Origin of the sequence: Clostridium sp. 001 (assembly GCF_019056555.1) — a bacterium.
GTDB classification, from domain to species: domain Bacteria; phylum Bacillota; class Clostridia; order Clostridiales; family Clostridiaceae; genus Clostridium_B; species Clostridium_B ragsdalei.
The window spans coordinates 3,374,060-3,400,925 of the sequence record NZ_CP020473.1 but is presented as its reverse complement, the minus strand read 5'-3'; the positions used below and the strand labels follow the sequence as shown (position 1 = coordinate 3,400,925).

Annotated in this window: 23 protein-coding genes and 2 riboswitches; of the genes, 9 read left to right on the top strand and 14 right to left on the bottom strand. The window is 31.0% G+C overall.

Going from position 1 to position 26,866, the window contains the following annotated elements:
• Positions 1–118 precede the first annotated feature (118 nt).
• Entirely contained in the window at positions 119–958 is an 840-nt protein-coding gene (locus tag B5S50_RS15855) for a MerR family transcriptional regulator (protein WP_217302305.1), read from the bottom strand.
• Positions 959–1,146: 188 nt separating this feature from the next.
• On the opposite strand from B5S50_RS15855, the gene B5S50_RS15850 reads away from it, so the two are divergent.
• From B5S50_RS15850 to B5S50_RS15825, 6 genes are all read left to right on the top strand, one after another.
• Positions 1,147–3,261 (top strand): FAD-dependent oxidoreductase, encoded by a 2,115-nt coding sequence (locus B5S50_RS15850; protein ID WP_217302304.1) that lies wholly within the window; start codon positions 1,147–1,149, stop codon positions 3,259–3,261.
• A gap of 16 nt (positions 3,262–3,277) precedes the next feature.
• The gene (locus B5S50_RS15845) at positions 3,278–3,967 is read left to right on the top strand and encodes an NADH-ubiquinone oxidoreductase-F iron-sulfur binding region domain-containing protein (protein ID WP_065077168.1); all 690 of its coding nucleotides are present in this window, start codon (positions 3,278–3,280) and stop codon (positions 3,965–3,967) included.
• A 48-nt stretch (positions 3,968–4,015) separates the two neighbouring features.
• Positions 4,016–5,476, top strand: a complete 1,461-nt coding sequence (locus B5S50_RS15840) for an FAD-dependent oxidoreductase (RefSeq protein WP_065077169.1) — start codon at positions 4,016–4,018, stop codon at positions 5,474–5,476.
• A gap of 312 nt (positions 5,477–5,788) precedes the next feature.
• Complete coding sequence (locus B5S50_RS21670; RefSeq protein WP_254306610.1) at positions 5,789–7,042, top strand: transposase; 1,254 nt, start codon at positions 5,789–5,791, stop codon at positions 7,040–7,042.
• Between the two features lie 283 nt (positions 7,043–7,325).
• A complete protein-coding gene (locus B5S50_RS15830) occupies positions 7,326–9,536 on the top strand; it encodes a cell wall-binding repeat-containing protein (RefSeq protein ID WP_083985532.1) in 2,211 nt (736 codons plus the stop codon).
• Positions 9,537–9,562: 26 nt separating this feature from the next.
• The gene (locus B5S50_RS15825; protein ID WP_065077170.1) at positions 9,563–10,198 is read left to right on the top strand and encodes a 5-methyltetrahydrofolate--homocysteine methyltransferase; all 636 of its coding nucleotides are present in this window, start codon (positions 9,563–9,565) and stop codon (positions 10,196–10,198) included.
• A 48-nt stretch (positions 10,199–10,246) separates the two neighbouring features.
• On the opposite strand, the gene B5S50_RS15820 is transcribed toward B5S50_RS15825, so the two are convergent.
• A complete protein-coding gene (locus B5S50_RS15820) occupies positions 10,247–10,567 on the bottom strand; it encodes a hypothetical protein (protein WP_065077171.1) in 321 nt (106 codons plus the stop codon).
• 181 nt (positions 10,568–10,748) lie between these two features.
• Here B5S50_RS15820 and B5S50_RS15815 point away from each other — a divergent pair, with 181 nt between their 5' ends.
• A complete protein-coding gene (locus B5S50_RS15815) occupies positions 10,749–11,642 on the top strand; it encodes an MBL fold metallo-hydrolase (RefSeq protein WP_217302303.1) in 894 nt (297 codons plus the stop codon).
• A 53-nt stretch (positions 11,643–11,695) separates the two neighbouring features.
• On the opposite strand, the gene B5S50_RS15810 is transcribed toward B5S50_RS15815, so the two are convergent.
• From B5S50_RS15810 to purE, 9 genes are all read right to left on the bottom strand, one after another.
• On the bottom strand, positions 11,696–12,748 hold the full coding sequence (locus B5S50_RS15810; protein WP_065077173.1) for a hypothetical protein: 1,053 nt from the start codon (positions 12,746–12,748) through the stop codon (positions 11,696–11,698).
• A gap of 15 nt (positions 12,749–12,763) precedes the next feature.
• A complete protein-coding gene (locus B5S50_RS15805; RefSeq protein WP_065077174.1) occupies positions 12,764–13,777 on the bottom strand; it encodes a phosphodiester glycosidase family protein in 1,014 nt (337 codons plus the stop codon).
• A gap of 156 nt (positions 13,778–13,933) precedes the next feature.
• Positions 13,934–15,175, bottom strand: coding sequence for a phosphoribosylamine--glycine ligase (purD, locus tag B5S50_RS15800; RefSeq protein WP_065077175.1), 1,242 nt, complete (start codon positions 15,173–15,175; stop codon positions 13,934–13,936).
• 191 nt (positions 15,176–15,366) lie between these two features.
• Positions 15,367–16,866, bottom strand: coding sequence for a bifunctional phosphoribosylaminoimidazolecarboxamide formyltransferase/IMP cyclohydrolase (gene purH / locus B5S50_RS15795; protein ID WP_065077176.1), 1,500 nt, complete (start codon positions 16,864–16,866; stop codon positions 15,367–15,369).
• 20 nt (positions 16,867–16,886) lie between these two features.
• Positions 16,887–17,501 carry a phosphoribosylglycinamide formyltransferase gene (gene purN / locus B5S50_RS15790; RefSeq protein WP_065077177.1) on the bottom strand — a complete coding sequence of 205 codons (615 nt, stop codon included), beginning with the start codon at positions 17,499–17,501 and terminating at the stop codon, positions 16,887–16,889.
• Positions 17,489–18,484 (bottom strand): phosphoribosylformylglycinamidine cyclo-ligase, encoded by a 996-nt coding sequence (gene purM / locus B5S50_RS15785; RefSeq protein ID WP_217302302.1) that lies wholly within the window; start codon positions 18,482–18,484, stop codon positions 17,489–17,491. The genes purN and purM overlap by 13 nt, the downstream gene beginning before the upstream one ends.
• Before the next feature lie 13 nt (positions 18,485–18,497).
• Entirely contained in the window at positions 18,498–19,943 is a 1,446-nt protein-coding gene (gene purF, locus B5S50_RS15780) for an amidophosphoribosyltransferase (protein WP_065077179.1), read from the bottom strand.
• A gap of 40 nt (positions 19,944–19,983) precedes the next feature.
• Positions 19,984–20,691 carry a phosphoribosylaminoimidazolesuccinocarboxamide synthase gene (gene purC / locus B5S50_RS15775; RefSeq protein WP_065077180.1) on the bottom strand — a complete coding sequence of 236 codons (708 nt, stop codon included), beginning with the start codon at positions 20,689–20,691 and terminating at the stop codon, positions 19,984–19,986.
• 1 nt (position 20,692) lies between these two features.
• A complete protein-coding gene (purE, locus tag B5S50_RS15770; RefSeq protein WP_063600740.1) occupies positions 20,693–21,172 on the bottom strand; it encodes a 5-(carboxyamino)imidazole ribonucleotide mutase in 480 nt (159 codons plus the stop codon).
• Positions 21,173–21,311: 139 nt separating this feature from the next.
• A riboswitch (purine riboswitch) is annotated at positions 21,312–21,414 on the bottom strand.
• 167 nt (positions 21,415–21,581) lie between these two features.
• On the opposite strand from purE, the gene B5S50_RS15765 reads away from it, so the two are divergent.
• On the top strand, positions 21,582–22,214 hold the full coding sequence (locus tag B5S50_RS15765; protein ID WP_065077181.1) for a GDSL-type esterase/lipase family protein: 633 nt from the start codon (positions 21,582–21,584) through the stop codon (positions 22,212–22,214).
• Between the two features lie 147 nt (positions 22,215–22,361).
• The gene (locus B5S50_RS15760; RefSeq protein ID WP_065077182.1) at positions 22,362–22,553 is read left to right on the top strand and encodes a hydrolase; all 192 of its coding nucleotides are present in this window, start codon (positions 22,362–22,364) and stop codon (positions 22,551–22,553) included.
• A 293-nt stretch (positions 22,554–22,846) separates the two neighbouring features.
• Here the strand turns inward: B5S50_RS15760 and B5S50_RS15755 are convergent, their stop codons facing one another.
• The 3 genes from B5S50_RS15755 to B5S50_RS15745 form a co-directional block, all read right to left on the bottom strand.
• Positions 22,847–24,283 carry an NCS2 family permease gene (locus B5S50_RS15755; protein ID WP_065077183.1) on the bottom strand — a complete coding sequence of 479 codons (1,437 nt, stop codon included), beginning with the start codon at positions 24,281–24,283 and terminating at the stop codon, positions 22,847–22,849.
• 78 nt (positions 24,284–24,361) lie between these two features.
• A riboswitch (purine riboswitch) is annotated at positions 24,362–24,462 on the bottom strand.
• A 57-nt stretch (positions 24,463–24,519) separates the two neighbouring features.
• Positions 24,520–24,729: a hypothetical protein gene (locus tag B5S50_RS15750; RefSeq protein ID WP_065077184.1), complete on the bottom strand. Its 210-nt coding sequence runs from the start codon at positions 24,727–24,729 to the stop codon at positions 24,520–24,522.
• Between the two features lie 413 nt (positions 24,730–25,142).
• A complete protein-coding gene (locus B5S50_RS15745; protein WP_065077185.1) occupies positions 25,143–26,816 on the bottom strand; it encodes a TaqI-like C-terminal specificity domain-containing protein in 1,674 nt (557 codons plus the stop codon).
• Positions 26,817–26,866 lie beyond the last annotated feature (50 nt).

Genomic DNA, 26,866 nt, shown 5'->3' with positions numbered 1-26,866 from the left:
AACTCACGCAAATTTTCTTATTATTAAAAAACACATAGTTACATTGATAATTAGTCAATATAACTATGCGTTATAAATTAATATATACAACTATATTTTATATGATTTTTTAAGCATACTAAAATGATACTGAATTGATTCCAAGTTCCAGCACTTGTATTTCCATTTCATACTCATATTTGGTTTTTGCCCTTAAGTCAAAACGCTCAAAAATCTGTATAGCCGTATCAGATAAATTAATTCCATTATTACTTGCAAATTTAATAAGTTCATATATAACCTGACAGGAAAGTTTCTCTGAATATCTAAATTTACAACATAAATAGCGACCTTCAGGTAAAATGAGATATTCTATATTTTTAAGACGTTTATCTGTAAAGTATCCAATCTGTGATACTAGTAAATCATGCATCTCAGGTTTATAATCTTTTTTCTTGTAGATATAGCACATTGTATTTCCTTCGGCTGAAATAGCACTTTCAAATAAGTCTTCATTTCTTCTACAATATAAATCGATATCATAAATTGAAACATTGACATTTTTAACTGCAACATGACGTGACATAAGATATTGCTCATATATTTTCAAATCCATAGCACTGTTATCTCTATTTTTAAGGTTATTAATTGCCTCTGTAATAACTTCACTTGAATATTGCAGTTCTTGAATTTTTTTCTCAACAGATACTTTATGATTGGATAGACACTCTAGAAGGATTTCATAATCATCAGAAGAATTCAACATAAATTTAATCTCTTCTAACGATACTTTTAAACCTTTATTCATATAGCGAATCAAATCAATATAAAAGAACTGATCATAGACATAGTAACGATAATGTGTATTTTCATCAATATGAAAAGGTTTTAATATACCCATTGAATCATAAAGACGTAATGCTTTAATAGGTATACTCATTAGCTTAGATACCTCACCTGTAGTATATAAATCTTTCAATTCAGATACCTCCCCCTGAAATCAAATTCATCTAATCTTTATTATATAATGCTTTATTTTCTTAATCAAACCATTTGAAAAATATATAAAAGGCTATTGACTCTTCCCCTGGGGCAGACTATATAGTTTAATTGTTAAAACAATAACTTAACAACTTGATGAAATACTATGAAAATGGAGTGAAAATAATGAATACAGTATCAATTACAATTGATGGTTATACGTTACAAGTAGATTCAGGAAAAAGCATTTTAAGTGCATCACTAGAAGCAGACATATACATTCCTCATTTATGTCATCATCCAGATCTACCTGATATTGGTGCATGTAGATTGTGTGTTGTTGAAATTGAGGGATGTAACGAAATAAAAACAGCATGTACTACTAAGGTAGAAGACGGAATGATAATACATACAAAAACAGAAAAATTAAATGCAATGAGAAGATTATCCATGGAATTAATGTTAGCCAATCATGTTGACGATTGCACTACTTGTCCTAAATATCTAAAATGTGAATTACAATCATTAATTCAATATTTAGGAGTAAGTACTTCTCGTCTAAGAAGAACACTAAACAGTGTACCTGTAAACACATCTAATCCGCTTATTGTAAGAGATCTAAATAGATGTATATCCTGTGGACGATGCGTAAGAATGTGTAAAGAGGTTCGAGGAGTAAACGTTCTTAACTATGAAATAACAGAAGATGATAGAATCATGGTTGATATTCGTAGTCACAATTCTTTAAAAGAAGAAAACTGCCGTTTCTGTGGAGCTTGCGTAGAAGTATGTCCTACAGGTGCACTTCAGGACAAAGAAGGAGTATTCAAGAAAAATTTAAATCGTGAACTAAATCTTATCCCATGTAAAGCAGAATGCCCAGCAAATATTGATGTTCCAAAATATATTCGATACATTAAAGAAGGAAAATATCAGGATGCCATTGCAGTTATTCGTGAAAAAGCACCCTTTCCACATTCATTAGGGTATGTGTGCATGGCATTTTGCGAAAATGCATGTAGAAGAAAAGAAATCAATAAAGCTTTATCCATTAGAGAATTAAAAAGATTTGCAGCAGAGCATGATGAAGGTCTATGGCGTGATAAAGTTACTTTTAAACCTAAAACTAATAAAAAGATTGCCGTTGTAGGTGCTGGACCAGCAGGTTTAACATCAGCATATTATTTAGCAAAATGCGGACATAAAGTTACAGTATTTGAAAAATCACCAGTAGCTGGAGGAATGATGACAACTGGTATTCCAGAATATCGTCTTCCAAGAAAAGCTGTTCAGGATGAAATTGCAGAAATAGAGCGTGCAGGAGTTACTATATTGACCAATACAGAAGTAACTTCACTTGAGAATTTAAAATCTAAAGGTTTTGATAAGATTTTACTGGCAATAGGAACAGGGAAAGGTGTACGATTACCAATTCCAGGAGCTAACTATAAAAATGTATATGAAAATATAGAATTTTTACAAAGCGTTTCTCTTAAAAGGCCATTAACTGTAGGTGAAAAAGTAGTAGTTTTAGGCGGCGGAAATGTCGCATTTGACTGTGCAAGAGTAGCAAAAAGGTTAGGAGCAAAAGATATTACAATGGCTTGTTTAGAAAATAGAAAAGCTATGACTGCAAGCGATGATGAGATAAAAGAAGGATTAGAAGAAGGAATTAAAATTCTTAATTCAAGAACTTTTATTTCCATAGAAGGCAGCTGCAATATTGCTGCAGGAGTAAAGTGCCAGAAAGTAGCATCCTTTAGTTTTGATGAAAATAAAAGATTGAAACTTGAAATAGCACCAGATTCAGAACATATAATACCGGCAGATACAGTTATTTTTGCTACAGGTCAAAGAGCAGAAATACCAGAAAAGTGGAATATACCTACTGGACGTGGGAATTCAATTATTACTGAAGATGGAATGAAGATCAGTGATAGTGATATGTATGCAGTTGGTGATGCAGTATATGGAACGAATTCTATAATTAGGGCAATTGCAGCTGGACGTAAAGTTGCATCTGCTATAGATATCGAACTAGGTGGAGATGGAGTAATTGAAGATAAATTAACAGAAGATATTGTTCCTAATCCATATATAGGTAAAGATGAAAATTTTTTATCCATAGAAAGGGCAAAAAATGAATGTGAAAATATTCAAAGTCGTATTAAAAATTTCAAGGAAGTAAATCATTGTTTAAGTGAAACTTCAGCTTGCAAAGAATCAAATAGATGTTTACAGTGTGATTTACGTACACAAATTAGAAAGCCAAAATTATGGGCTCAGTATAAAGTTAAATAGAAAGGAGTGGAAAAGTATGGCATTAATGCAAAGAAAGTTATGGAAACAGGCATCTTTAGAAGAAATAAAAAATTTTATAATTGAAGAATATAAAAAACAGTCAGAAAATCCATGTCCTGTTGATAAAATGAGAGTATTTACTGATAGTACAAGACGTACAAGCTGTGGAGAATGTGTAATCTGCCGAGAAGGAATATTACAGCTTAATGTAATAACAGAAGCAATTTCTCAAGGTAAGGGTCGTGATGGAGACATTGAAATTCTAACTGAAATATCAGACGATTTAATACTAGGATCATGCTGCAGTTATGGTAAAGAGGTTGGAAAAATTACTAAGAAAATAATTGAAGAAAGCAAAGAAGAGTTTGAGAAGCATATAAAAAGAAAAAGATGTGATGCTTTAGTATGTAAGAAATTTTTCAGTTATTATGTTTCACCAGAAAAATGCAGTGGCTGTAATAAGTGTGTGGAAGAATGCCCTCAAAAAGCAATTGCTGGAGATAATAATTTGATTCATGTAATAAATTTAGATATTTGCGATAGATGTGGAAAATGTACAGTAATATGTGAAAACGCAGCAATTCAAAAGGCAGGCACAGTTGTACCTAAGCTTCCACAAGAGCCAGTACCAGTTGGAAGTTTTAAGGCTGAACCACAAAATGGTGGAGGATTAATGGCTGGCAGACGAAGACGCAGACGAAGCTAATAATACAAATTTCATATATCAATAATATTATTAAAGGAGGAAAAAGTAATGAGAGAGTTTGAAACAGATGTTGTTGTTGTTGGAGGAGGAGCATCAGGGCTTGCTGCAGCAGTTACTGCTGCTGAAAATGGTGCAAAAGTAATGGTGCTTGAAAAAGCTAATACTACAGGTGGATGTGCTAATATGGCAATGGGCCCTCTAGGTGTTGAAACAAGAATGCAAAGAGAAAGGCTTATAGATATATCTGTAGATAGAGCATTTAATAAGTTCATGGAATATTCTCACTGGAGATCAGATGCAAGATTGATAAGAAGATATTTAGAGCAGTCAGCAGGAACTATTGAATGGTTAGAAAATATGGGAGTAGAATTCGCATTACCTTCAAAATATTTTCCAGCTTCAGAAGCAACTTGGCATATTGTTAAACCTAAAACTGGAAAACCAGGACTCCGTGCAGCTGCTACTATGATTAAAATCATGACAGAAAGAGCAGAAGAATTAGGCGTTAAAATATTATTAGAAACACCTGTAAAGAGTATTATTAAAGATCAAGGAGAGATAATTGGCGTAACAGCTAGCGATAAAGATGGTGAATTAGAAGTATATGCTGGAGCAGTTATCATCGGTACAGGCGGATTTGGTGATAATCCAGATTTTATTAAGAAGTATGTTGGACTTGAATGGGGAAAAGATTTGTTCTCATATAGAATTCCTGGATTAACTGGAGATGGAATCCAGATGGCTTGGGATGCTGGCGCTTCAAAAGATTTTATGACTATGGAAATGGTATTCTTTGCTCCTAACACTGGTGGATATGCTCCTATAGAGTTACCCTTCCGTCAACCTAACCTTTTAGTTAACCTGGATGGTGAAAGATTTATAAATGAAGAAGTTATAGAAAATCCTGTATTTACCGCAAATGCTATTGAAAAACAAAAAAAGAAAGTTGCATATTCTATAATAGATGAAGAGTTAATCAAGCATTATGAAGAAAAAGGATTAGATCTTATAAATGTAGTTACTTCTAGTATGGATATGAGTTATTTTAGACAAGAAGAAGAAGAAGCAAAGAAAAATGGAAGTGATGTATTATTTATTGCTGATTCTATAGAAGAGTTAGCTAAAAAAACCGGCATTGATGCAGAAAACTTAAAAAATACCATTGATACTTATAATTCTTATTGTGATTCAAAGGATGAGTTATTCCATAAAAATCCTAAATACTTATTACCAATCAAAGGCCCTAAATATTATGCATTAAAACTTGGTTTAAGTGCATATGGAAGTGCTGGCGGTATAAAAATAAACTATAATACTGAAGTTCTTAATGATGATTTAAATGTTATAAAGGGACTTTATGCTGCTGGAACTGATGCTAATTCACTATACAATCCTGATTATGCTTTTGTACTACCTGGAAATTCACTAGGTTTTGCTTTGAACAGCGGAAGAATAGCAGGAGCTAGTGCTGTTGAATATATTAAAGCAAATCTTATGGAAGAACAATAAACTTCATATAAAATATGCATATTTAACCTATAATCCAAATTTATGAGCGAATAATATCCGTCTATTGCCAGTTAAGGCTTAGTATGATGTTATTCGCGTTTTTTACTACTTATTAAAATTAACGGCAGAAGTTTAGCACTTAAAAAATTTTTAGGACGGTAGTCCTTTGGATTATAAAGTCTTATGAATATTTACAGTAGAAGTAATAGATTCCGATTTTTACTGGAAATTATACGGAAAAAATTTGCATAATAAAAGCATCCTTTTTATAATGGTTTTGCTGAAAACTAAAAATAAAAGGATGCTGATAAAATGAGTAAAAGTTATTTAAAACAATTACTTACTTATATTAATAAAGTATATGATATAGGTGAAAAAATCAATAGTTTAAAAGATAAAAGAGTAAAATCTCCAGTAAAAGTTTCAACAATAGTTTTCGTAGTGTTATTTGGATTCATGCTTCAAATAAGAAGTTTCAATAGATTAGAACATTGGATTGAAAAGAATAAATTTAAAAAAGTGTTACCTAAAAATACTAAAATGCTGCACATTGACGCAGTCAGGCGGTGTTTAAGTAACTTTGATATGGATGGCTTGAAAAACATTCATATCAGCATAATAAAAACAACTATAAAAAACAAAGTATTTCGAAATGGTACTATTGATGGTTTAAAAGTAGCTGCCATAGATGGTGTAGAGTTATTTGAAAGTACTAAAAAATGTTGCAATAAATGCCTTTCTCGAGAGAATAGAGATGGAACTACCCATTATTTTCATAGATCTGTAGTGTGTGCAACAGTAGGATCAGACCCACATATTATTTTAGGTCAAGAGATGCTTGAACCTAAAAAAGATAGTTCAAGTAAAGATGAAGGTGAAATTACGGGTAGTAAACGACTAATTAAGAAGTTATATAAGAAGTATCATCATTTCGCTGACATCATAGTGGCTGATGCTCTTTACTGTAAATCTACTTGGATAAAAGAAGTTCTTTCTATAGGAATGGATGCATTGGTAAGAGTAAAAGATGAAAGGCTGCACATTGTAAAAGATGCATTAGCCCTATTTAAATGCCGGGAGGCAGATAAAGATTGGACTGTAAAGGAAAATGTAAATACCTATAGAAAGATTAAAGCGTGGGATGATGATAATTTTCAAATGTCTGATTCAAGTATAGAAGTAAGATTCATAAAATTTATAGAAGAAATTCATACTGGAGATAAAGCAGAAATTAAAGAAGAATGGATCATAACAACAGATAAATTTATATCAGTAGAAACTTTATGGAAAATAATGCATAAAAGATGGGATATTGAAAATAATGTATTTCATCAGTTGAAAACTGAATGGCATTTAGATCATTGTTTTCTTCACAGTTCTACAGGGGTAGAGACAGTTTTAATGTTTATGATACTAGCATTTAATTTAATGCAGTTATATTTTTTTAGGTGTATCAGAGGTTTTAGGAAGAAAAAAATGCTCCAAATAGATATTATTGAAGATATAAAAGATGAAAGATTTACTATAGAAGATGATTGGGATAATCCACTATTCATAAAGACGTAATTTTAAAATAAAAACTGGAAACTTTGCATTAAGATTTTTAGGGGTAGGGGAGTGTATAACAATTTTTACGATCTACCGGTTTAAGGGCTTACCAGACCTTTAAATAAGTGTAAAAAAATATAATTCCAGTAAAAATAAAATTTTCACTGGAATTTAGGTGCTAAATCTCTGAATTAACGGCACTAACGTTGTTATTATTGATAATGTAATGATATAATGATATGATTTATATGGATTTCAATTCTGTTTTCTAGTAAAGATCTAACTAAATCGGAGGAAATTTATGTTATCTAAAAAAGTTATAACTACTTTAATAATTTCTACAGCACTAATTTTTTCAAAAACTACTGTAATCAATGCTCAGTCTCAAGGTCCAACTATAACAAGATTATCTGGTCCAAATAGATACTCAACTAATATGAAAATAGCTGACTATGGCTGGAGCGGTCATTCTGATTCTGCAATTATTGTTTCAGGTGAAAATTTCCCAGATGCAATTTGTGCAGCACCTTTAAGTGCTAAGTACAATGCACCTTTATTGATGACAGATGGAAACACTTTAAGTCCTGAAATGCAAAATAAGTTGACAAGCCTAGGTGTTAAAAATATATTTTTAATAGGTGGTACAGGTGCTGTTTCAAATGAAATAGAAAATGAATTAACACAAAAAAATTTAAATGTAAAAAGATTAGGTGGAGCTACGAGAATTGAAACCTCCATTGAAATTGCAAAAGAAGTTGGAGGTAACCAATTATTTGTTGTTTCATCTGAAAGTTTTGCAGATGCACTATCAATTTCATCTTATGCTTCAAGTAAAGTTGCACCTATTGTTTTAACTCCTAAAAGTGGTGTTCCTGATGTACTTAAAGACTATATAAGTACTTTAAAATCTTCGAAAACCTATGTAATTGGTGGACAAGGTGTTATTCCTGACGATACAGCTTCTTACTTTGGTGATTATGAAAGACTAAGTGGTCAAACCAGATATGATACAAATGCAAATGTAATTAAAGAATTTTATGATCTTTCAAAAGCATCAAAAATATATGTAGCAGCAGGAATAAATTATCCAGATGGACTATCTATTTCTCCTCTAGCTGCCAAGAATAACTCACCCGTAGTACTTGTAAATGACAGCATGTCTTTCGACCAGATTAGAATGGTTAGAAGCAACAAGGCTACACTAAAAGAATGTATAGTAGTAGGCGGAGAAGATGTTACTCCAAACTATCTATTAAATAGATTTTTCACAGATTCAGAAAATATTACGCCTAATGACTTCATAGATTCTTATAATAAACAAGCTTCTTCTGATGAACTAGCTGCTTTTAAGAATATAGTTTTAGGTATTTCATTATATCCTAACGATTATAATTTAAAGATGGCTTTTGACCATGATGCCTACAACTTATTAGATACTGCAGTAAACATTCATAATCAGGGAAATTATGATTCAGCTTTAAACATCTATAATTATTTGCTTCAATTGCCAGTTCCTGAAAATATTAAAATTAATGCTACTATATATAAAAATGTTGCACTATCAAAAAATCCTATAATAAGTAAATATATCTATAAGGAAAGTTCTAAAGCAATAGTTCAAGATGCTGTGGAATATTATAGTAAACTTAATTTTAATTTTGATAATACAATTAAGTACGACCCTACTCAGGAATATTTAAATATTTACAAGGATAATCATTTTAATTTGCCTATATTCACTTTTGATGAAAATGGTATTCCAATGGTAACCTATGTAGAATTCGGAACCCAGTATAATTATGTTAGTATATGTAATTATGCACTTTATTTACATGCCAAATATTTACATGGAGATACATCTGTATTAAGTCAATTTATAAAGTGTAGCGATTTTCTTCTGGATCACATGGATAGTGATGGAAGTTTTAGATATAAGTTCCCATTTTACTCTTATGAATCCCTTGGAACTAATTGGACTTCAAGTATGTCTCAAGGTGAAGCATTAAATGTTTTTTCTCGTGCTTACGAAATAACTCACAATCACAAATATATAGATGCGGGAAATAAAGTATTTAATTACTTAATAACACCAATAAGTCAGGGTGGAGTTATGGATACCCTTGGAAGTCTGGAACCTAGATTCAAAAATGACATATTTTTTCAGGAGTATGTAAATACAACACCTACCTATACATTAAATGGATATATGTTTACATTATTAGGTATATACGATTGGAATCAACTTTCAAAAACAGTATCTAGCATAAGCGGTGATCAAACAAGTTATTATTTCAATGAAGGAATTAAAACCTTGAAAATAGTATTACCTTACTATGACATAGGTGGTTTCACCAGTTATGATTTAAGCCATCTAATGACATCTAGGGATGCTAATCCTGCTTTAGATTATCATAAGGTTCATATAGATTTATTAGAAGCAATTTACTCTATAACAGGTGATAATTACTTTATGGATATTAGAAATCAGTGGGTTAACTACATTAAACATTAATTAACCTAACTTTGGGGGTAATAAGAATGGATGTAATACTGGACTTTGATTTTAAATTAAACAAGGATCAAGTAATACAAACTTTAAAGTCCTATGGCAGTATACTAAAAGATGAAGAAATAGAAGGTTTATACGAGAAACTTCTTCCTATTTTATATGAAAATATAGAACCAACAGGAATATTTGAAATAGAAAAAAGGGAAGATAACTTTAACTTTGAAGCTGTAAAAAATTATGAATATATCGTGTATTGTATTATAACTATGGGTGATAATTGTACAAGTAAAGTAAATGAATTCTTTTCCTATGGAAATATGAAGGAAGGTATGATGCTTGATGCTATGGCTTCATCTTACTTGTTTGAACTCAGCTCTCAACTCTTTAGCCACATATACGCTAAAGTTAAAGAGTTGCATTTAGGATTGAGTTGTAGAATATCTCCTGGAGATGGGGAAATTCCTCTTAAATGTCAAAAGTATATACTAGATAAGCTAGATGCGGAGAATTTTTTAAATTTGACTGTAAATGAAGACTATATGCTTTCTTCCATGCGTTCTATGGCGTATATATATGGAGCTGATAAAAATATAAAATTAAGTAAAAAAGATCATGACTGTTCCAGATGCCCAAATAGGAATTTGTGCAATATGAGAAAAAGTTAATGCTAAAAGGTCTGTACATAAATTATACAGACCTTTTAGCATTAACTTTTACTTTTTCTTATCATTATGTTTAAATCTCGTTTTTTTATATATAAAATCCCAGGTAATACCTACAAGTAAAACTGCTGGTAACATTATTTCTAGTCTATTACCAAATGTAGGATTTATAAAAATAATTAATTGAAATATTAATATTATTCCTCCCAGTATAATTAAAAAATTAGCCTTAAAATTAACATATTTTTTATCTACACCTTCTGCATCTAATTTAAATTTTGTCCTCACAGCTTTGCTATGTTTCATTCCAAGTCCCTGCATAACACCCATGAATCCCATAAACATAAGTAACCCTGTCATAGCTGAATCCATTTAAAATACCTCCATTTAAAATTATCTTAACGTAAAAATACCTATTAAAAATTATATCATTATAAATCCTTAATTTCAAAATTTCATTTCATATTGGGAACTATATTTGTTTTAAAGATAAAATATGTTATCATCTATGTATGCAAAATAATAATTCAAATATTTCAAGGAAGTGTTTTTAATGACTTTAAATAAGATAAAAGGAAATACCTATTACATAGATGCCCCCACTAACTGTGGAGTATTCATATTTAAAAATAAAAACTGCCTAATTGTAGATACAGGCATAAACAACACTGAAGCAAAAAAAATAGAAAACTTGCTTATAGAAAACAGCCTACATCCCAAGTACATAATAAACACACACAGCCACTTAGACCACTGTGGTGGAAATTTATACTTTAAGAAAAACTATCCAGGCTGTCTAGTATATACATCTAAATTAGAAAAATTATTTATGGAAAATACAGAGATCTTTTCCTCTATTCTTTCCTCATCCTACCCTTCAAGAGCATTTAACCGGAGTAATAAACCTCTAGAGGTAGATTTCATTTTAGAATATGGCATAAATAAATTGAATGACGAGAAATTTAACATTATTGCACTTCCTGGACATTCAATAGAGCAAATAGGAATAGTAACTCCTGAAAAGGTATGTTTCCTTGGAGATTCCATATTCAGCAGTGAGATACTAGATAAATACTCCTTCCCATACTTATATAATATAGAAGATAGTCTCCTGTCATTGAATAAAATTAAAGACATAGATGCAGATTACTTTGTAATAAGCCACTCCAAAAAGGTACTGGATAAAAGCGAAATAAATTCTTTAGTTGACAAAAACATTAAAAATATAGATAAATATAAAAATCAAATTCTAGATCTTTTAGATCAACCGCTGACTAGGGAAAACATATTAGAAGACATAACTATTTTAAACAATTTATCTTTAAACTTTCATGAATATCATTTGAATTTTGGAGGAATATCTGCATTCATATCCTATTTATACAATGAAAAGCTCATAGACTATTCTATAGAAGACGGTAACTTATACTATTTTAAATCCAACTAAGGCATTTTCAAAGAAATAACTAGCATAGCCGCTAGTTATTTTCTTTCAAATGCCTAAAATAGACTGTTTGTTAGCTTTTTGCCGTCCTGGCTTATTACTCCATATTTATATACAGATACAAAATTTCCTGAATACTTGGTAACTTTGCCTGTAGTAATATCTTTTACCTGACTATTTTTTGAATCATTTATATATATATTACCACTTCTTGTAACATATATATTGTTTTTATTCACAGAGCCTTGAAGTGTATATTCCTTCCAGCTGTTTTTATTTGTTTTAAGATTTGCCACAAATACTTTATTAACTTTATTGTCTTCCCCATTTCCTATGTAAATATTGTCATTGTTGTCTGTATTCAACAAATAATGCATAGCATTTTCACCAGTAGCTATTATTCCACCCCTGCTAGTTCTTATTCTATTAGAAGTTCTATCTTCATATATAAGTTCATCACCATTTGTGCCATTTATAGCAGCCATGTTTCCAAGCTGGCATCTTACAAAATTGACCAAATTCATCCTAATCATTACATCAATTCTATATATTCTACTACTGCCTTCTCCATTAGTATCACTGCTAACATAGATTACATTGCTAGCTCCAGAAAAAGCTATATGTTTTACATCATAAGAATTATCTGGAAGTAATATTGAAAGTTCCTGCTTCTTCTCCTCATTCTTCAATGGATAAGTTGAATCACGTTTTGCATCATAAGTCTCAAATTTTAAATTTCTTGATTCTGATCCACCACTTGTCTTTTCTGCTACAAGTATGTTATCTGTATCCAAGTTCCAGGTATAATAGGATAAATCATTTTGTAAGTCCACTTCTTTTTTGCTATTTTTTAATGTATCAATTACTTGTAAAGATTGGCCATCATAATATGATATGTAATTTCCACTGTAGGATACTTTTACCATCTTTGCATCTTCAGGTATTTTTACACTAATTTTGTTGGCTGTCTGTTTTGAAGTAGTATCTACTTTTTTTATATTGAAATTGGAGTCGCCACCAAAATAAAACTTATCTACTAATAAAAGGCCTGCTAATTCCATAACTATAGGAATCATTGTCCACACAATTATTCTCTTAAGTTTTTTCATCTACCACACTCTCCTCTAAGGTTTTACATATATAGCTGTAGCTACAGTTCTCTCACCATTCCAATCACAAGGATTATTTATTACTTCTCCATTAAAGTACATTGTAGTGGATGAACCTCCATCTAAATTGCTTGCATTAATTACACCTTGCTGCAAAAGTATATTTTGTACTTCTTTTAATGAAGCTCCCATTTTCAATCCTTTTCTACCATCTATAGCCAGCATGACTATTGTTCCATCTGCCTTCTGTCCTATAGCTGTTCTAGGATTTAAACCTTCATTTTCTACTGATACAGTCTTGCCATTTATTATAAGTGAGTTTCTAAAGGAAATTGCCTCTGTTACACCATCGGCAAGGAGTTCCTTAAGTGTGTGGTCTCCAACTATAAGTCTTCCAGTTGGAGTAAAAGCTGTAACATTTATTTTCTCATTAGATTTTACATCACTGTATATTACCTTACCACCAGATATTATAATTCCCTCTGGATAGCCTCCTGTTCCTACCCAATACTTCCCTCCAGATTTATCTGTAAATCCACCTCCATTTATAGCTGCAACAGCTCCATTTCTCTGTGCTATTTCACTTGTTCTTTCTCCAACTTCTCTTAATTTACTAGTATATCCTATACGTATTCTCTTAGGATCTTTTATCTCTAAAATATAACCATCAAATCTTGTGCTCGGTATATCATACCTTTTTATGTCCTTATCACCTACATGATTTATATTTACATCATTTAAATCTTCAGCTTCCTGGCTAGTAGTTTGGCCACTCTTACCTTCTTGGAGTATTTTATTTATTTCATCCTTTGACAAAAAAAGAGTAGCTATGTATTGATGAGTAAAGGTAGCCATAGCCGTGCTTACTATCTGGTTTTTTACATTTTTAAATGGCCCATAAAATACTAGCAAAGGACTAGTAACTACAACTACTATAAGCTCATAAATTATAAACAAAAAGAACAGTCTAGGAGAAAACTTTTTCTTTCTCTTTATATTTTTCCTTCGTCTATTTCTCGAATCATTCATTTAAATTAACCTCCATACAGTATAGAACTATTTTACTATTATTTTTAAATTATTTCCACTGAAAAATCTTTTACATTCTGTTAATTTAAAAAACTGACCTGCCTTATGAAAATTAAGACAAATCAGTTTTTCTAAATTTTACACTAAAATTATAATTTACTTTCCTATATCTGTTCTAAAATACATACCCGGAAAACTTATTTTTTTCAAATTACAGTAAGCAGCTTCCACAGCAGAATTTAAATCATTTCCAACTCCATAAGTTACTAAAACCCTTCCACCAGATGTTTTAAACTGTCCATTTTCTTTTTTAACCCCTGCAGCAAAAACATTACTGGACTTTTCCATCCCTTCTATTTTTAAACCAGTATCATACTTTAAAGGATACCCTTTAGACGCAGCTACAACACAGCAGGAAGCTCCCTCTTTCCATTGCAAATTAAATTTATCAAGTTTTCTATCTATAGCATTTTCTACAAGTTCCACAAAATCACTTTTCATAAGTGGAAGTACAGCTTGAGTTTCAGGATCACCCATTCTAACATTATACTCTAACAAATAAACTCCTTTTTTTGTTATCATAATGCCGAAGAAGATTATTCCCACATAATCTAAGTTTTCCTGCTGTATTCCTCTTAAAGTAGGTTCCATTATATTTTTCTCAAAATCTTTTAAAACTTCCTCCGTGCAGTATGGATTTGGAGCTATAGCTCCCATTCCACCTGTATTTGGTCCTAGACCCCCATCATATATTTGCTTATGATCCTTTGAAGATATAAAAGGAAGAATAATATTTCCATCTGTTATTGTAAGTATTGAAGCCTCTACTCCCTCTAGAAATTCTTCAATAACTACATTTTTTCCTGCCCCTTTAAATACGTCCTTTACCATAAAATCATTTAATGCAGTACTTGCTTCCTCATAATTCTGACATATAGAAACACCTTTTCCTGCCGCTAATCCGTCAGCCTTTATAACTACAGGATACCTACAATTTTCTATGTATTTTAAAGCACTGTCTTTATCATCAAAAGTGCAATATTCAGCAGTTTTAATTCCATACTTTTTCATAAAATCCTTAGAATAGATTTTACTTCCCTCAAGCTGAGCAGCTTTTAAACTTGGTCCAAATATTTTAAGTCCCTTGCTTTTAAATTTATCCACTATGCCTTCTGTAAGTGGTCCTTCAGGGCCTACCACAGTTAAATCTATATTTTCTTTAGATGCAAAATCTATAAGTCCATCTATGTCTGTTATATTCAGATTACTGCATTTATCTACTATATCCGTTCCTCCATTTCCTGGAGCACAAAATATTTTATCCACCTTGGAACTTTGAGATATTTTCCAGCAAATAGCATGTTCTCTTCCACCGGAACCTATTACAAGTACCTTCATTATATAAAATCCCCCTTTTCATAGTAGACATTTTCAAAGAAATAACCAATCAAGATGCTAGCCTATTTTTTATCATACTGCGTCGGTAGAACCCTTAGATAGGATTCACTATCTGCGGAACCTACCTCCTTGTCTGATAAAAAATATCCGTCGCATCTTTAACTTGTTACTTCTTTTAAACGTCTTAAGAATTAATGTTTAAAATGTCTTACCCCTGTAAACACCATGGAAATTCCATTTTTATTACATTCAGCTATAGAATCCTCATCCTTTATGGAACCTCCTGGTTGTATTATGGATTTTATTCCATGCTTTGCTGCTTCACATACTACATCGTTAAATGGGAAAAATGCATCTGAGGCAAGTACTACCCCATCTCCTGCCCTATCAAGTGCCTGGCATGCAGGCCATATTCTATTTACCTGTCCTCCACCAATTCCTTTAGCCATGAAGTCTTTAACTACTACAATAGCATTTGATTTTACGTATTTACAAACCTTCATTCCAAATATCAAATTGTCCATTTCTTCTTTTGAAGGTTTCTTTTCCGTAACTACTTTAGTCTCATCTACCAATTTATCATCAGCAGATTGTACAAGTATCCCACCATCTAATTTTGATATTTCAAAATCATTAGTAGGTTTTACATCACACTTAATTATCCTTAGATTTTTCTTTGCCTTTAATATTTCAACTGCATCCTTATCAAAATCCGGTGCTATGACTATTTCAACAAAAATCTTAGCTATTTCTTCCGCAGTTTTTGCATCTAATTTTCTATTTACAGCTATAATACCTCCAAAAATAGAAGTAGAATCACACTCATAAGCTTTTACATAAGCCTCATGTAGGTCTTTTCCAAGGGCTACACCACAAGGAGTATTGTGCTTAACTGCAACACAGCATATTTCCTCAAATTCACTTACTGCCTTCCATGCCATATCCATATCTCTCATATTATTATATGAAAGTGTTTTACCACTTAACTGCTCAAAATCTTTCATAGGAGCTTTTCCTACAGTTTCTGTGTAATAAGCTGCACTTTGATGTGGATTTTCTCCGTATCTTAAGCTTTCAGATTTTTTATAGGACAAGCTTAAGTATTCTGGATATTCATCTTCAAGTAGGAAATTACTTATAGCTCCATCATAGGCAGACATCAAATTAAATACTTTACCTGCAAGTTTTCTTCTAAATTCATATTTTACGTCTCCAGAGGTTTCTATCTCCTTAATTATTTGTGAATAATCATTTACATCTGTAACAACTATTACATCTTGAAAATTTTTGGCTGCAGCTCTTATCATAGTTGGACCGCCAATGTCTATAAATTCTATTTTTTCATCAAAAGTTATATTATCACATACCTTGTCGAAAAAAGGATATAAATTTACGACTACCATATCTATTGGTTTTATGTTCTTACTCTTTATAGTATCCATATGTTCTTTATTATCTCTTTTGGCAAGTATACCACCATGTATAACTGGATGAAGTGTCTTTACTCTGCCATCTAATATCTCATCAAATCCAGTAACTTTAGATACTTCTGTAACCTTTATATTATTTTCCACAAGGTATCTATAAGTTCCACCTGTAGATATTATTTCAACTCCCCTATTTATCAAAAACTTTGCTAAATCCAATAATCCATTTTTGTTATAAACACTTATTAATGCACGATCTATCATAATTTGCGCCTCCAATTATTTTAATTACAAACTTTTACTATTCTGTTCTCCACCACTATTTTGTTTTCAGAAATAAGTTTGATAACTTCAGGAAGGGCTTTATGCTCTTCTTCTAATATTCTCTTTTGAAGCATTTCTGGAGTATCTTGAAAATATACAGGAACTGTCTTTTGAATTATTATAGGACCACTGTCTGTACCCTCATCTACAAAGTGTACAGTACAGCCTGATACTTTAACTCCATACTCAATTGCCTTTTCATGAACCTTTATGCCATACATACCATCTCCGCAAAAGGATGGTATTAAAGAAGGGTGTATATTTACTATTTTATTTCTAAATTCTGAAATCAGCTCTCCTTTAAGTATGGAAAGCCAACCTGCACATACTATTAAGTCAACTTTGCCTTTAAGCATCTTTAATATTTCCTGAGAAATATTAGACTTATGTATTTTCTTATCTAATACATAGGATTTTATATTATGCTTTTCAGCTCTTTCTAAAGCATAAATTCCAGGTCTGTCACCTATTACAGCTTCTATACTGCAACTTTTTATATATCCGCTCTCAACTGCATCTATTATAGACTGAAGGTCAGTACCTCCTCCAGAAACCAAAACTGCTATTTTAAACATACTGATTTTTCCCCTTTTTTTACACTTCCTATTATATATGCCTTTTCGCCCATTTTATTTAATTCTTCCACTACGTTTTTAGCATCTTTATTATCTACACATAGTACAAATCCTATTCCCATATTATAAGTGTTGTACATCTGCTTTTCTTCTACCCCTAGTTCCATTAAATGCTTAAATATAGGTGGCACTTCAAAGCTTTTCTTATCTATAACTGCAGTAAAATCATCTTTAAACATTCTAGGTATGTTTTCAAAGAATCCCCCTCCAGTTATATGGGCCATAGCCTTAATTTTAAATTTATCCAAAAGTTTAAGTACAGGTTTTACATATATCTTTGTAGGTGTCAAAAGTACTTTTCCTATAGGTGTACCTAAAAAGTCCTCATCAAAATCTTTTACAACTTTTCTTACTAATGAATATCCATTACTGTGAACTCCACTAGATGCTATTCCTACAAGGACATCTCCTTCTTCTACTGTGCTTCCATTTATTATATTGTCTTTTTCCACAACTCCTACGGTGAATCCTGCCATATCGTAGTCTCCCTTGGAATAAAAGCCAGGCATTTCAGCAGTTTCTCCTCCAATTAGAGCACAACCTGCCTGAATACATCCATCTGATACACCTTTAACCAAATCTGCCGCAACTTCTGCTTCCAAATTAGAGCAAGCTAGGTAGTCTAAAAAAAACAGGGGTTTTGCACCATGGCATAAAACATCATTTACACACATAGCCACACAATCTATTCCCACTGTATCATAAGTTTTCATTTGAAATGCTATTTTTAACTTTGTTCCTACTCCATCTGTTCCAGATACAAGTACTGGATTTTTATATTTACCAAGTTCAAACATACCTGCAAAACTTCCAAGTCCATTTAAAACCCCTTGGGTAAAAGTCTTAGATGAATATTCTTTCATAAGTTTTACTGACTTATATCCTTCTTCAATATTTACACCGGAATCTTTATATGTTACCACAGCAAACCACCTCTTACTCTAAATAATTTTTATCTTTTTCTATAGGTACAGATATTGGGTATATTCCATTAAAACACCCTAAACAATATCCTTTTGACTCAGTACATTCAAGAGATTTTAAAATTCCATCTATACTTATATAGCCTAAACTATCTGCTCCTATTTTATCCCTTATTTCCTCTATTTTTGCATTAGAACCTATAAGTTGAGACCTATAAGGTGTGTCAATTCCAAAATAACAAGGATACTTAACTACAGGAGATGAAACTCTAAAGTGCACTTCAGTAGCTCCAGCTTTTCTAAGTATTTCTACAAGTTTTCCACTGGTAGTTCCTCTAACTATGGAATCATCAACAATTACCACTCTTTTTCCTTCTACATTTACCTTTAAAGGGTTTAACTTTACAGCTACTGCTTTAGACCTAAGTTCTTGGGATGGAGCAATAAATGTTCTTCCTACATATTTATTTTTTATAAATCCTATAGCATAAGGTATTCCCGATTCTTCTGAATATCCAAGAGCTGCTGGTATTCCAGAATCAGGGACACCTATAACCACATCTGCCTCTACTGGGTTTTCTCTATAAAGTATTCTTCCTGCTTTAACTCTTGATGTATATACGTTTATATCATCTATAGTACTGTCTGGTCTTGCAAAGTATATATATTCAAAAGAGCAGGTTTCACATTTTGTCTTTTCTGCAAAATTTATAGATTTAATTCCATCATCGTTTATAATTACAATTTCTCCAGGCTTTACATCTCTTATAAAATTTGCTCCTATAGAATCCAGGGCACAGCTTTCAGAACAGAGTATATAATCTCCGTTTAATTCACCTATACAAAGCGGTCTTATCCCATTTGGATCTCTTACACCTATAAGTTCATTTTCCGTTAAAATAGTAATGGCATAAGAACCTTTCACTGCTTGAACTGTATCTACTACAGCTTTACCTATATCTCTCCTAGCCTCTCTTGCAATAAGACTTAAGATAACTTCTGAATCTACAGATGTCTGAAAAATATATCCTGCATCTTCTAAAAGTCCTCTTATGACATCTGCATTGACCAAAGTACCATTGTGTGCTATAGCAATAGATCCAAGTTTATATTTCACCATAAGTGGCTGAGCATTGTTTAAAGTACTTGAACCTGCTGTAGAATACCTTACATGACCTATAGCACTTTTTCCTTTAAGTCCTTCTAATATATCCTTATTAAATACATCTGCTACAAGCCCCATACCTTTATGATACTTAAATTCACTTCCATCAGAAACTACAATACCTGCACTTTCCTGCCCCCTATGCTGGAGAGCATATAGTCCATAATAAGTTAAAGATGCTACATCTATATTGTTCTTAGAAAATATTCCAAATACACCGCATTCATCCTTGAATTTATCTTCCTCCAAATCAATACAGGAGCAAGTATTAAATTTATCATTTAAAGTGCACATCAAAAATTCTCTCCTTTTAACCATAAAATTAAGGCAGCTGCTAATTTTTACTTATTCTCTTCAATATTTCTACATAGGCTTCTTTTACATTTCCCATATCTCTTCTAAATCTATCTTTATCTAATTTTTCATTAGTCTTTGCATCCCATAGTCTGCATGTATCTGGTGATATCTCATCAGCTAAAACTATTTTTCCATTGAATTTACCAAATTCCAATTTAAAATCTATTAGTTTTATTCCCTGTTTCAAGAAAAATTCTTTTAAGATATTGTTTATGGATTCCGTCATATTATATATAGTTTTAAGCTCATCAAAAGTAGCAGCTCCAATCGCAACTGCATGATAATCATTTATAAGAGGATCTCCAAGTTCATCATTTTTGTAGCTTATTTCATATACTGTAGTCTTTAATGGTGTACCTTCTTCTAAGCCTAATCTCTTTGCCATACTTCCTGCTGCTACATTTCTAACAATTACTTCTAGAGGAACTATTTCTACCTTTTTACAAAGTTGTTCTCTATCATTTAATTTTTCCTCAAAGTGAGTTTCTATACCATGTTTTTCAAGTAACTCAAAGAGCATTGAAGTAATTGTATTATTTAATACTCCTTTATCTGATATCTGTCCTTTTTTCTCTCCGTTAAAAGCTGTAGCATCATCTTTATAATAAATTATTACCTTGTCTTTATCTTCTGTTTCATATACCTTTTTTGCTTTTCCTTCATATATCATTTTTCCTTTTTCCATATTATAATTCCACTCCTTTTCCATTTTCATTTATAAACTTTTCTTTCATATTTTTTCTATATTCAATTAATTTCTTTTTAATTTCAGAATATTTAAGTGCTAAAATCTCTACTGCCAGCATGCCTGCATTGTAACTGTTATTTATTCCAACTGTAGCTACAGGTATGGATTTTGGCATCTGTACTATTGAAAAGAGAGAATCCAATCCAGAAATAGCTGCATTAAGTGGAACTCCTATAACTGGAATAGTTGTATTAGCTGCAATAACTCCTGGAAGATGTGCTGCAAGACCAGCACCTGAAATAATACATTCACAGCCTTCTTCTTCCAATTTTTTTACAGTTTCTAAAAGTTTTTCCGGAACCCTGTGGGCTGATAAAATATATGCCTCATATTGAATGTCAAATTCTTTTAAGGCTTTGGCAGCTCCTTTCATCTTGTCAATGTCGGAACTACTTCCAAATATAATTGCTACTTTCATATTCGTCCTCCTTAAACAACAAATGTTAGATTATATCACCAAAAGTATAATAAAAAGGTTTCAATAAAATCTACAATTGAGAATCTATGTGAAACCTTAAGCTAGTCACCTTAACTAAAACTTGGTATAAAAATATCCAGCTTTAAATAAAGTTATCCATAGCTATGAGAATTTTACGGTTCCCTGTAGATACTCCTAAACCTCATTATTAGGATTATATGGATATTCTATTCATTTATTTATGATATACTTATATTATCATATCAAATTATATAATTCAATACGTTTATGCTAATTTACTACATAATATTCGTATATTTTGAGATTGTAAGAAAATATATGGTGGTAATGTTCATACCATATCGAACATTATTTTACGTTTCAAAAATTGAAAGGAGATTGTTTAACTATGAAAATGGTATGTATAGGAGACAGCTTAACTGCTGGATATGGTGTTTCTAACAGTGAATGTTTTGTATCCATTCTAAGAGAAAAACTTCAAATAGATATTTTAAACAAAGGAGTATGTGGAGATACGGCTTCGGGATTGTTGTCACGTTCTTATAAAGATGTAATTCAAAATAACCCTAGTCATGTACTCATTATGGTCGGATGTAACGACTTTATGACTGGAAGATCTCTAAAACTAGTAACAGACAATTTAAAAGAGATTGTAAAAGAAGCCTTATCTGCAAAAATAATTACAATAATAGGCATAGAACCTCTCGTATACAAAAAATTAGCTAAGGAAAAGTGGGATAGTACCTTAGATTATGAGAAAATAAGTGAGCTAGAAAGTGAATACAGAAATTGGATAATAGATTTTTGCACTAAAAACAGTCTTTTTTATGCAGACTTTTATAGCCGCTTCCAGGAAAAATTAGAAACAAACACCAATGACGATTTGTTTATAGATGGAATTCATCCTACAGCACTAGGCCATAAATTAATGGCAGAATGTATACAAAAAACACTTACTCTGATAGAAGCACAAAATGTATATAAAAAAATACTTGCTTTCAAAGAAGTACATAAAAAATAATATGTTTATAGACTACTCTTTATTGAATTTTTTTGCATATAATGCTATACTAAAAGTAGAGATTCAGCGTATATATTACACTTAAAAAGTTATATATCATATAATATATTAAATGTTAGTACTATATTATAAGGGGGATTTGTTAAAATGAATACTACCTACTGTTTTTCTAAAATACCAGAGGACTTACAAAAACAAATTGAAGGTTTAATAGAAAAATCCGGAATGCCTGCAAAAGAATTCATAAATGCATTAGCTGAACACTATGATGTAAAATACTCCAATATATCACCTGTAGCAATTGATTATTCAAATTACTGGAATAGTTTTGTAGACTAAAGACAATACAATATATAAAAATAATGCGAATCAAAGCTTCGCAAGTTAAGAATTAATAATGAAAAATTAATAGTGAAGGATGATTTTTAGCTGTCGCAAAAAATCTTTAAATTTATATGAATCAGTAATGTTTGGCTTTAGTGAAACGAGTGATAAAAAGCTTAATCGAACATTTTTTGTAGTGTAACGTAAAAAAATCCACATTAACTATTAATTCTTCATTCTTAACTATTAATTAAAAAAAATAACTGGTTAGAAAATAAATTTTCTAACCAGTTATTTTTTATCTCTAATTATGAAAGCATAGCAAATCTAAATATAAATAAAGCTGCAAGTACATATACTATTGGATGAACTTCCTTATATTTTCCTGTAACTATTTTAACTATTGGATAAAATATTATTGCTGCTGCTATACCATTTGCTATACTGTAACTAAAAGGCATAAATGCTATAGCAAAGAAAGCTGGAAGTCCTTCTGTAAAATCACTAAAGTCTATTTTAGTAACTACTCCAATCATAAGTGCCCCTACAATTATAAGTGCTGGAGCTGTAGCTTGGGTAGGAACTATTCCGACTAGTCCACTAAAGAATAATGAAAGTATAAATAATATTCCAACAACACATGATGTAAGTCCTGTCCTACCTCCTGCAGATACACCTGAAGTAGATTCTACATATGTATTAACAGTACTTGTTCCTAGCATTGAACCAATAGTAGTTGCAAGGGAATCTGCAAAAAGAGCTTTGTGCATATTTTTAACTCTTCCATTTTCATCAACCATACCAGCTTTTTCAGCTGTTCCAACAAGTGTTCCTATAGTATCAAACAAATCTACTAAAGTAAATGTTATGACTACCATAATTATGCTAGTTAAACCTCCAACTACACCTGCTTTTCCAATTCCTAAAAGGCCTTTAAAATCAAAAGCAAAGAATGTAGGTGCAAGTGATGGTGGTGCACTTACAACTTTTATTCCTGTAAGGTGTGTCACTCCTAAAGGTATACCAACTATAGTAGTTAATATTATTCCTATTAAAATTGATCCTTTAACATTTCTTGCCATAAGTATAACTGTAATTAAAATACCTATAATTGATAGCAAAACAGGTGCACTAGTTAGTTTTCCAAAAGCAACCAGCGTAGAAGGATCTGATATTACAATTCCTGCATTTTTTAATCCTATAAGAGCTATAAAAAGTCCGATACCTCCTGATATAGCAAGTTTTAAGTTAAATGGAAGAGCATCTACAATTTTTTCTCTTATAGAAGTTACCGTTATTATAATAAAAATTATTCCTGAAACTAAAACTGCTGCCAGTGCTTGATGCCATGTATAGTGCATACCTAAGCAAACACTGTAAGTAAAAAATGCATTAAGTCCCATTCCTGGTGCCTGTGCAAAAGGTAAATTTGCGTAAAGTGCCATTATGAAAGTTCCAACAGCCGCTGCTATACAAGTTGCCGTAAATATAGAGCCTACAATAGGATCGTTTATTGCAGATAACCCAGCTTTAACCGCTGCATCTCCCATAAGCCCATGTACATTCATTCCTGCCTGCATAAGTATAGTTGGATTTACAAAGATTATATAGGCCATAGTAATAAAAGTAGTAACCCCTGCTAAAATCTCCGTCCTTACAGTAGTATTGTTTTCCGGCAATTTAAAAAATGATTCTAAAAAAGATAAATTGCCACCGTCATTTTTGTTCGCTTTTTCAACATTCATGTAATTCCCTCCAAAATTAAAAAATTTCTAACATGAATTATAGGATAATTCAAGTTAGAAAATAGCTAAAAAAATACCATTTTCACGGAATTCACCCATAGTCAAGGATTTTTGGTACCTTGGTAGATACTCTTGAACCATATTATCAAGATTATACGAATGTTCTGTTAAAAAAATTATTTAATGTACGTTTTTATATTATCATCTTGTTCATAATAAGTCAACATTTTTATAAACTATCTCTTGCTAAAATGTAAAAATCCAAGTATAACAACGAATATTAAAAAAGGTAGTGAAAATACTATTTTAAAAGCAAATCCTATAATGGCCATTATAAAAGCTAGAAATATAACTATGCCTACAAGTGGAAGTACTATAATCCCTAACAAAGAAAATACAATATATATAGCAAAAATTGCAAACAAAATGCCAAATAATGTAATCATAAATTGTCCCCCCTTATCAACTATTTTATTTGGATACTTATCAAATCTGAAATACATTAAAGCTTAAAATTTTTCATATTCTTCACCATCCTTAATAATTATATTAGGGAGAACATAGCTAAAAATCAAGTACTTTTTTGTATGCAGAATGTGAAACAGCACATATAAAATTTTTAATTAATAGTTAAGAATGAAGAATTAATAGTTAATGTGAATTTTTTTCCGTTACACTACAAAAAATCTTTGATTAAGCTTTTCATCACTCATTTCGCTAAAGCGAAATATTGATTAGTTATATAAATTTAAAGATTTTTTGCGACAGCTAAAAATCATCCTTCACTATTAATTTTTCATTATTAATTCTTAACTTGTGAAGCTTTGCTTCGCAATATTTTTAAACTGCAAAAGTTGAGTTAATTTTTTTCAATATCACTTAATATAATACTTCTATAATTATGATCAATATTATATAATTCAAATATCTCATCATCTAATATTTTCTTCAACATATTTCTTTCATCATTATCATCCATAATTTTGTAAACTAATTTTTCTATATCTTCTTTAGTTTGTCTGCTGCAGTGCCTTATTGGTATTTCATCTAAATTACATTTTTTAATTTGTGGAATAGAATTAGAGTTGGTAATTAAAAAATTTAAATAATACCACTGAATTAGCTCCGAATTCAATATTGCCAAAATATACTGGGGTGAAAATTCCTCATTTGTACTTATTATTCCATATAGGGATTGTTCTATTATACGTCCCTTATCATCCAAAGCTGCTATTAAATTTTTTCCAGTTTTCCTTATTACTAATTTATTCTTAAAAGTAAGCTTTTCTATATTTTTAGTTCCACCTATTATGTTTTCAGGTACAAAATCATAATAGTAATTGTTTAAAACTTTAAATTTTTTTATGTTTTCCCCTTTTAATACTTCAACCTGATGTTCATTTTTTTTAACAGGGGTTATTTTTTTACTATAACCTATAAATCCTGTAAAAGTCTTGCAAATGCTTTCTAATTTGCTACTATTTTTCTCTATACAATCCTTTATGTTTAAGTTTTGATTATAACAACAATATGTAAACTTAAATTTTGAATTTCTCAGATATTCATGCTGATACATTTCATATGTCCTCTTCTTATAAATATCTATTTTTATTTTATTTACTTTTTTATGTTTATTTTCTGCTATTATAATCATAGAATCTGTGTTTATTTCCGGAAAATCTATCTCAAACACAAGATTTAATATGGTGTACTTTTCAAGTAAACTCTTTCTAAGTTCACTGTATTGAAGATTTCGGGACAGCCTATCAGGAACTACAAATCCAAATCTTCCTCCAGATTTTAATATTTCCATAGACCTTTTTATAAAATACTCATACAAATTAGGTAAATATGTATTTCCATTATAATTTTCACTATAATACTGTAATAATCCATCCTCTATATTCATCTTATTCTTTCGACTTAAAGATACCCAGGGAGGATTCCCCAGTACATAATCATATTTTCTGTTCCAAAACTTAACAACAGATTGAATATTAGATTTCTTATATTCTTCTATATTATCAATTTCATTCCACTTTATAAGACTGTTGCAGCATATGATATTGTCCTCTATGTTAATGTTTATGCCGCTAACTTTACTTAAATTAATTTTTGTAAGTCCTACAGCTGTACTGTCTATATCTGCGCCATATATACACTTCTTTAATATATGAAAACTTAAATTTTCCTGCTGCCAATAGTGAACCCCATCTATTCTCTTTAATCCATCTTCAGTTTCAATGGTATAAGTTTTATCTTTAAAAGTATTTCTAATGTGATCTAAATTTTCACTGAACTTTTCCATTAAAATCTCATATACTCTTACTAGAAAATATCCACTTCCACAAGAAGGATCTAATACTTTTATACAAGGATTTTTTTCAAGATCTAAATTTGACATAATGTTCTTCACTATATAGTCAACTATATAATGGGGAGTATAAAAACTCCCCTTCCGTTTTCTCTCTTCCTTTTCCATTGATTTTTCATACATTTCTCCAAGTATAGATGAATCACGCCACTTATGCATACCATACCTCTTTTTTTAATTCACAATTCACAGTTCACAATGCACAATTA

Excerpts from the sequence above, each read along its gene's own strand:
- B5S50_RS15820 (WP_065077171.1), bottom strand. The coding sequence starts at position 10,567 with ATGGATTCAGCTATGACAGGGTTACTTATGTTTATGGGATTCATGGGT.
- B5S50_RS15760 (WP_065077182.1), top strand. The coding sequence starts at position 22,362 with ATGAATACTACCTACTGTTTTTCTAAAATACCAGAGGACTTACAAAAA.
- purC (WP_065077180.1), bottom strand. The coding sequence starts at position 20,691 with ATGGAAAAAGGAAAAATGATATATGAAGGAAAAGCAAAAAAGGTATAT.
- B5S50_RS15825 (WP_065077170.1), top strand. The coding sequence starts at position 9,563 with ATGGATGTAATACTGGACTTTGATTTTAAATTAAACAAGGATCAAGTA.
- B5S50_RS15840 (WP_065077169.1), top strand. The coding sequence starts at position 4,016 with ATGAGAGAGTTTGAAACAGATGTTGTTGTTGTTGGAGGAGGAGCATCA.
- B5S50_RS15815 (WP_217302303.1), top strand. The coding sequence starts at position 10,749 with ATGACTTTAAATAAGATAAAAGGAAATACCTATTACATAGATGCCCCC.
- B5S50_RS15745 (WP_065077185.1), bottom strand. The coding sequence starts at position 26,816 with ATGCATAAGTGGCGTGATTCATCTATACTTGGAGAAATGTATGAAAAA.
- purF (WP_065077179.1), bottom strand. The coding sequence starts at position 19,943 with ATGTGCACTTTAAATGATAAATTTAATACTTGCTCCTGTATTGATTTG.
- B5S50_RS15755 (WP_065077183.1), bottom strand. The coding sequence starts at position 24,283 with ATGAATGTTGAAAAAGCGAACAAAAATGACGGTGGCAATTTATCTTTT.
- B5S50_RS15850 (WP_217302304.1), top strand. The coding sequence starts at position 1,147 with ATGAATACAGTATCAATTACAATTGATGGTTATACGTTACAAGTAGAT.
- purD (WP_065077175.1), bottom strand. The coding sequence starts at position 15,175 with ATGAAGGTACTTGTAATAGGTTCCGGTGGAAGAGAACATGCTATTTGC.
- purN (WP_065077177.1), bottom strand. The coding sequence starts at position 17,501 with ATGTTTAAAATAGCAGTTTTGGTTTCTGGAGGAGGTACTGACCTTCAG.
- purH (WP_065077176.1), bottom strand. The coding sequence starts at position 16,866 with ATGATAGATCGTGCATTAATAAGTGTTTATAACAAAAATGGATTATTG.
- B5S50_RS15805 (WP_065077174.1), bottom strand. The coding sequence starts at position 13,777 with ATGAATGATTCGAGAAATAGACGAAGGAAAAATATAAAGAGAAAGAAA.
- B5S50_RS15845 (WP_065077168.1), top strand. The coding sequence starts at position 3,278 with ATGGCATTAATGCAAAGAAAGTTATGGAAACAGGCATCTTTAGAAGAA.
- B5S50_RS21670 (WP_254306610.1), top strand. The coding sequence starts at position 5,789 with ATGAGTAAAAGTTATTTAAAACAATTACTTACTTATATTAATAAAGTA.
- B5S50_RS15765 (WP_065077181.1), top strand. The coding sequence starts at position 21,582 with ATGAAAATGGTATGTATAGGAGACAGCTTAACTGCTGGATATGGTGTT.
- B5S50_RS15810 (WP_065077173.1), bottom strand. The coding sequence starts at position 12,748 with ATGAAAAAACTTAAGAGAATAATTGTGTGGACAATGATTCCTATAGTT.
- B5S50_RS15830 (WP_083985532.1), top strand. The coding sequence starts at position 7,326 with ATGTTATCTAAAAAAGTTATAACTACTTTAATAATTTCTACAGCACTA.
- purE (WP_063600740.1), bottom strand. The coding sequence starts at position 21,172 with ATGAAAGTAGCAATTATATTTGGAAGTAGTTCCGACATTGACAAGATG.
- B5S50_RS15750 (WP_065077184.1), bottom strand. The coding sequence starts at position 24,729 with ATGATTACATTATTTGGCATTTTGTTTGCAATTTTTGCTATATATATT.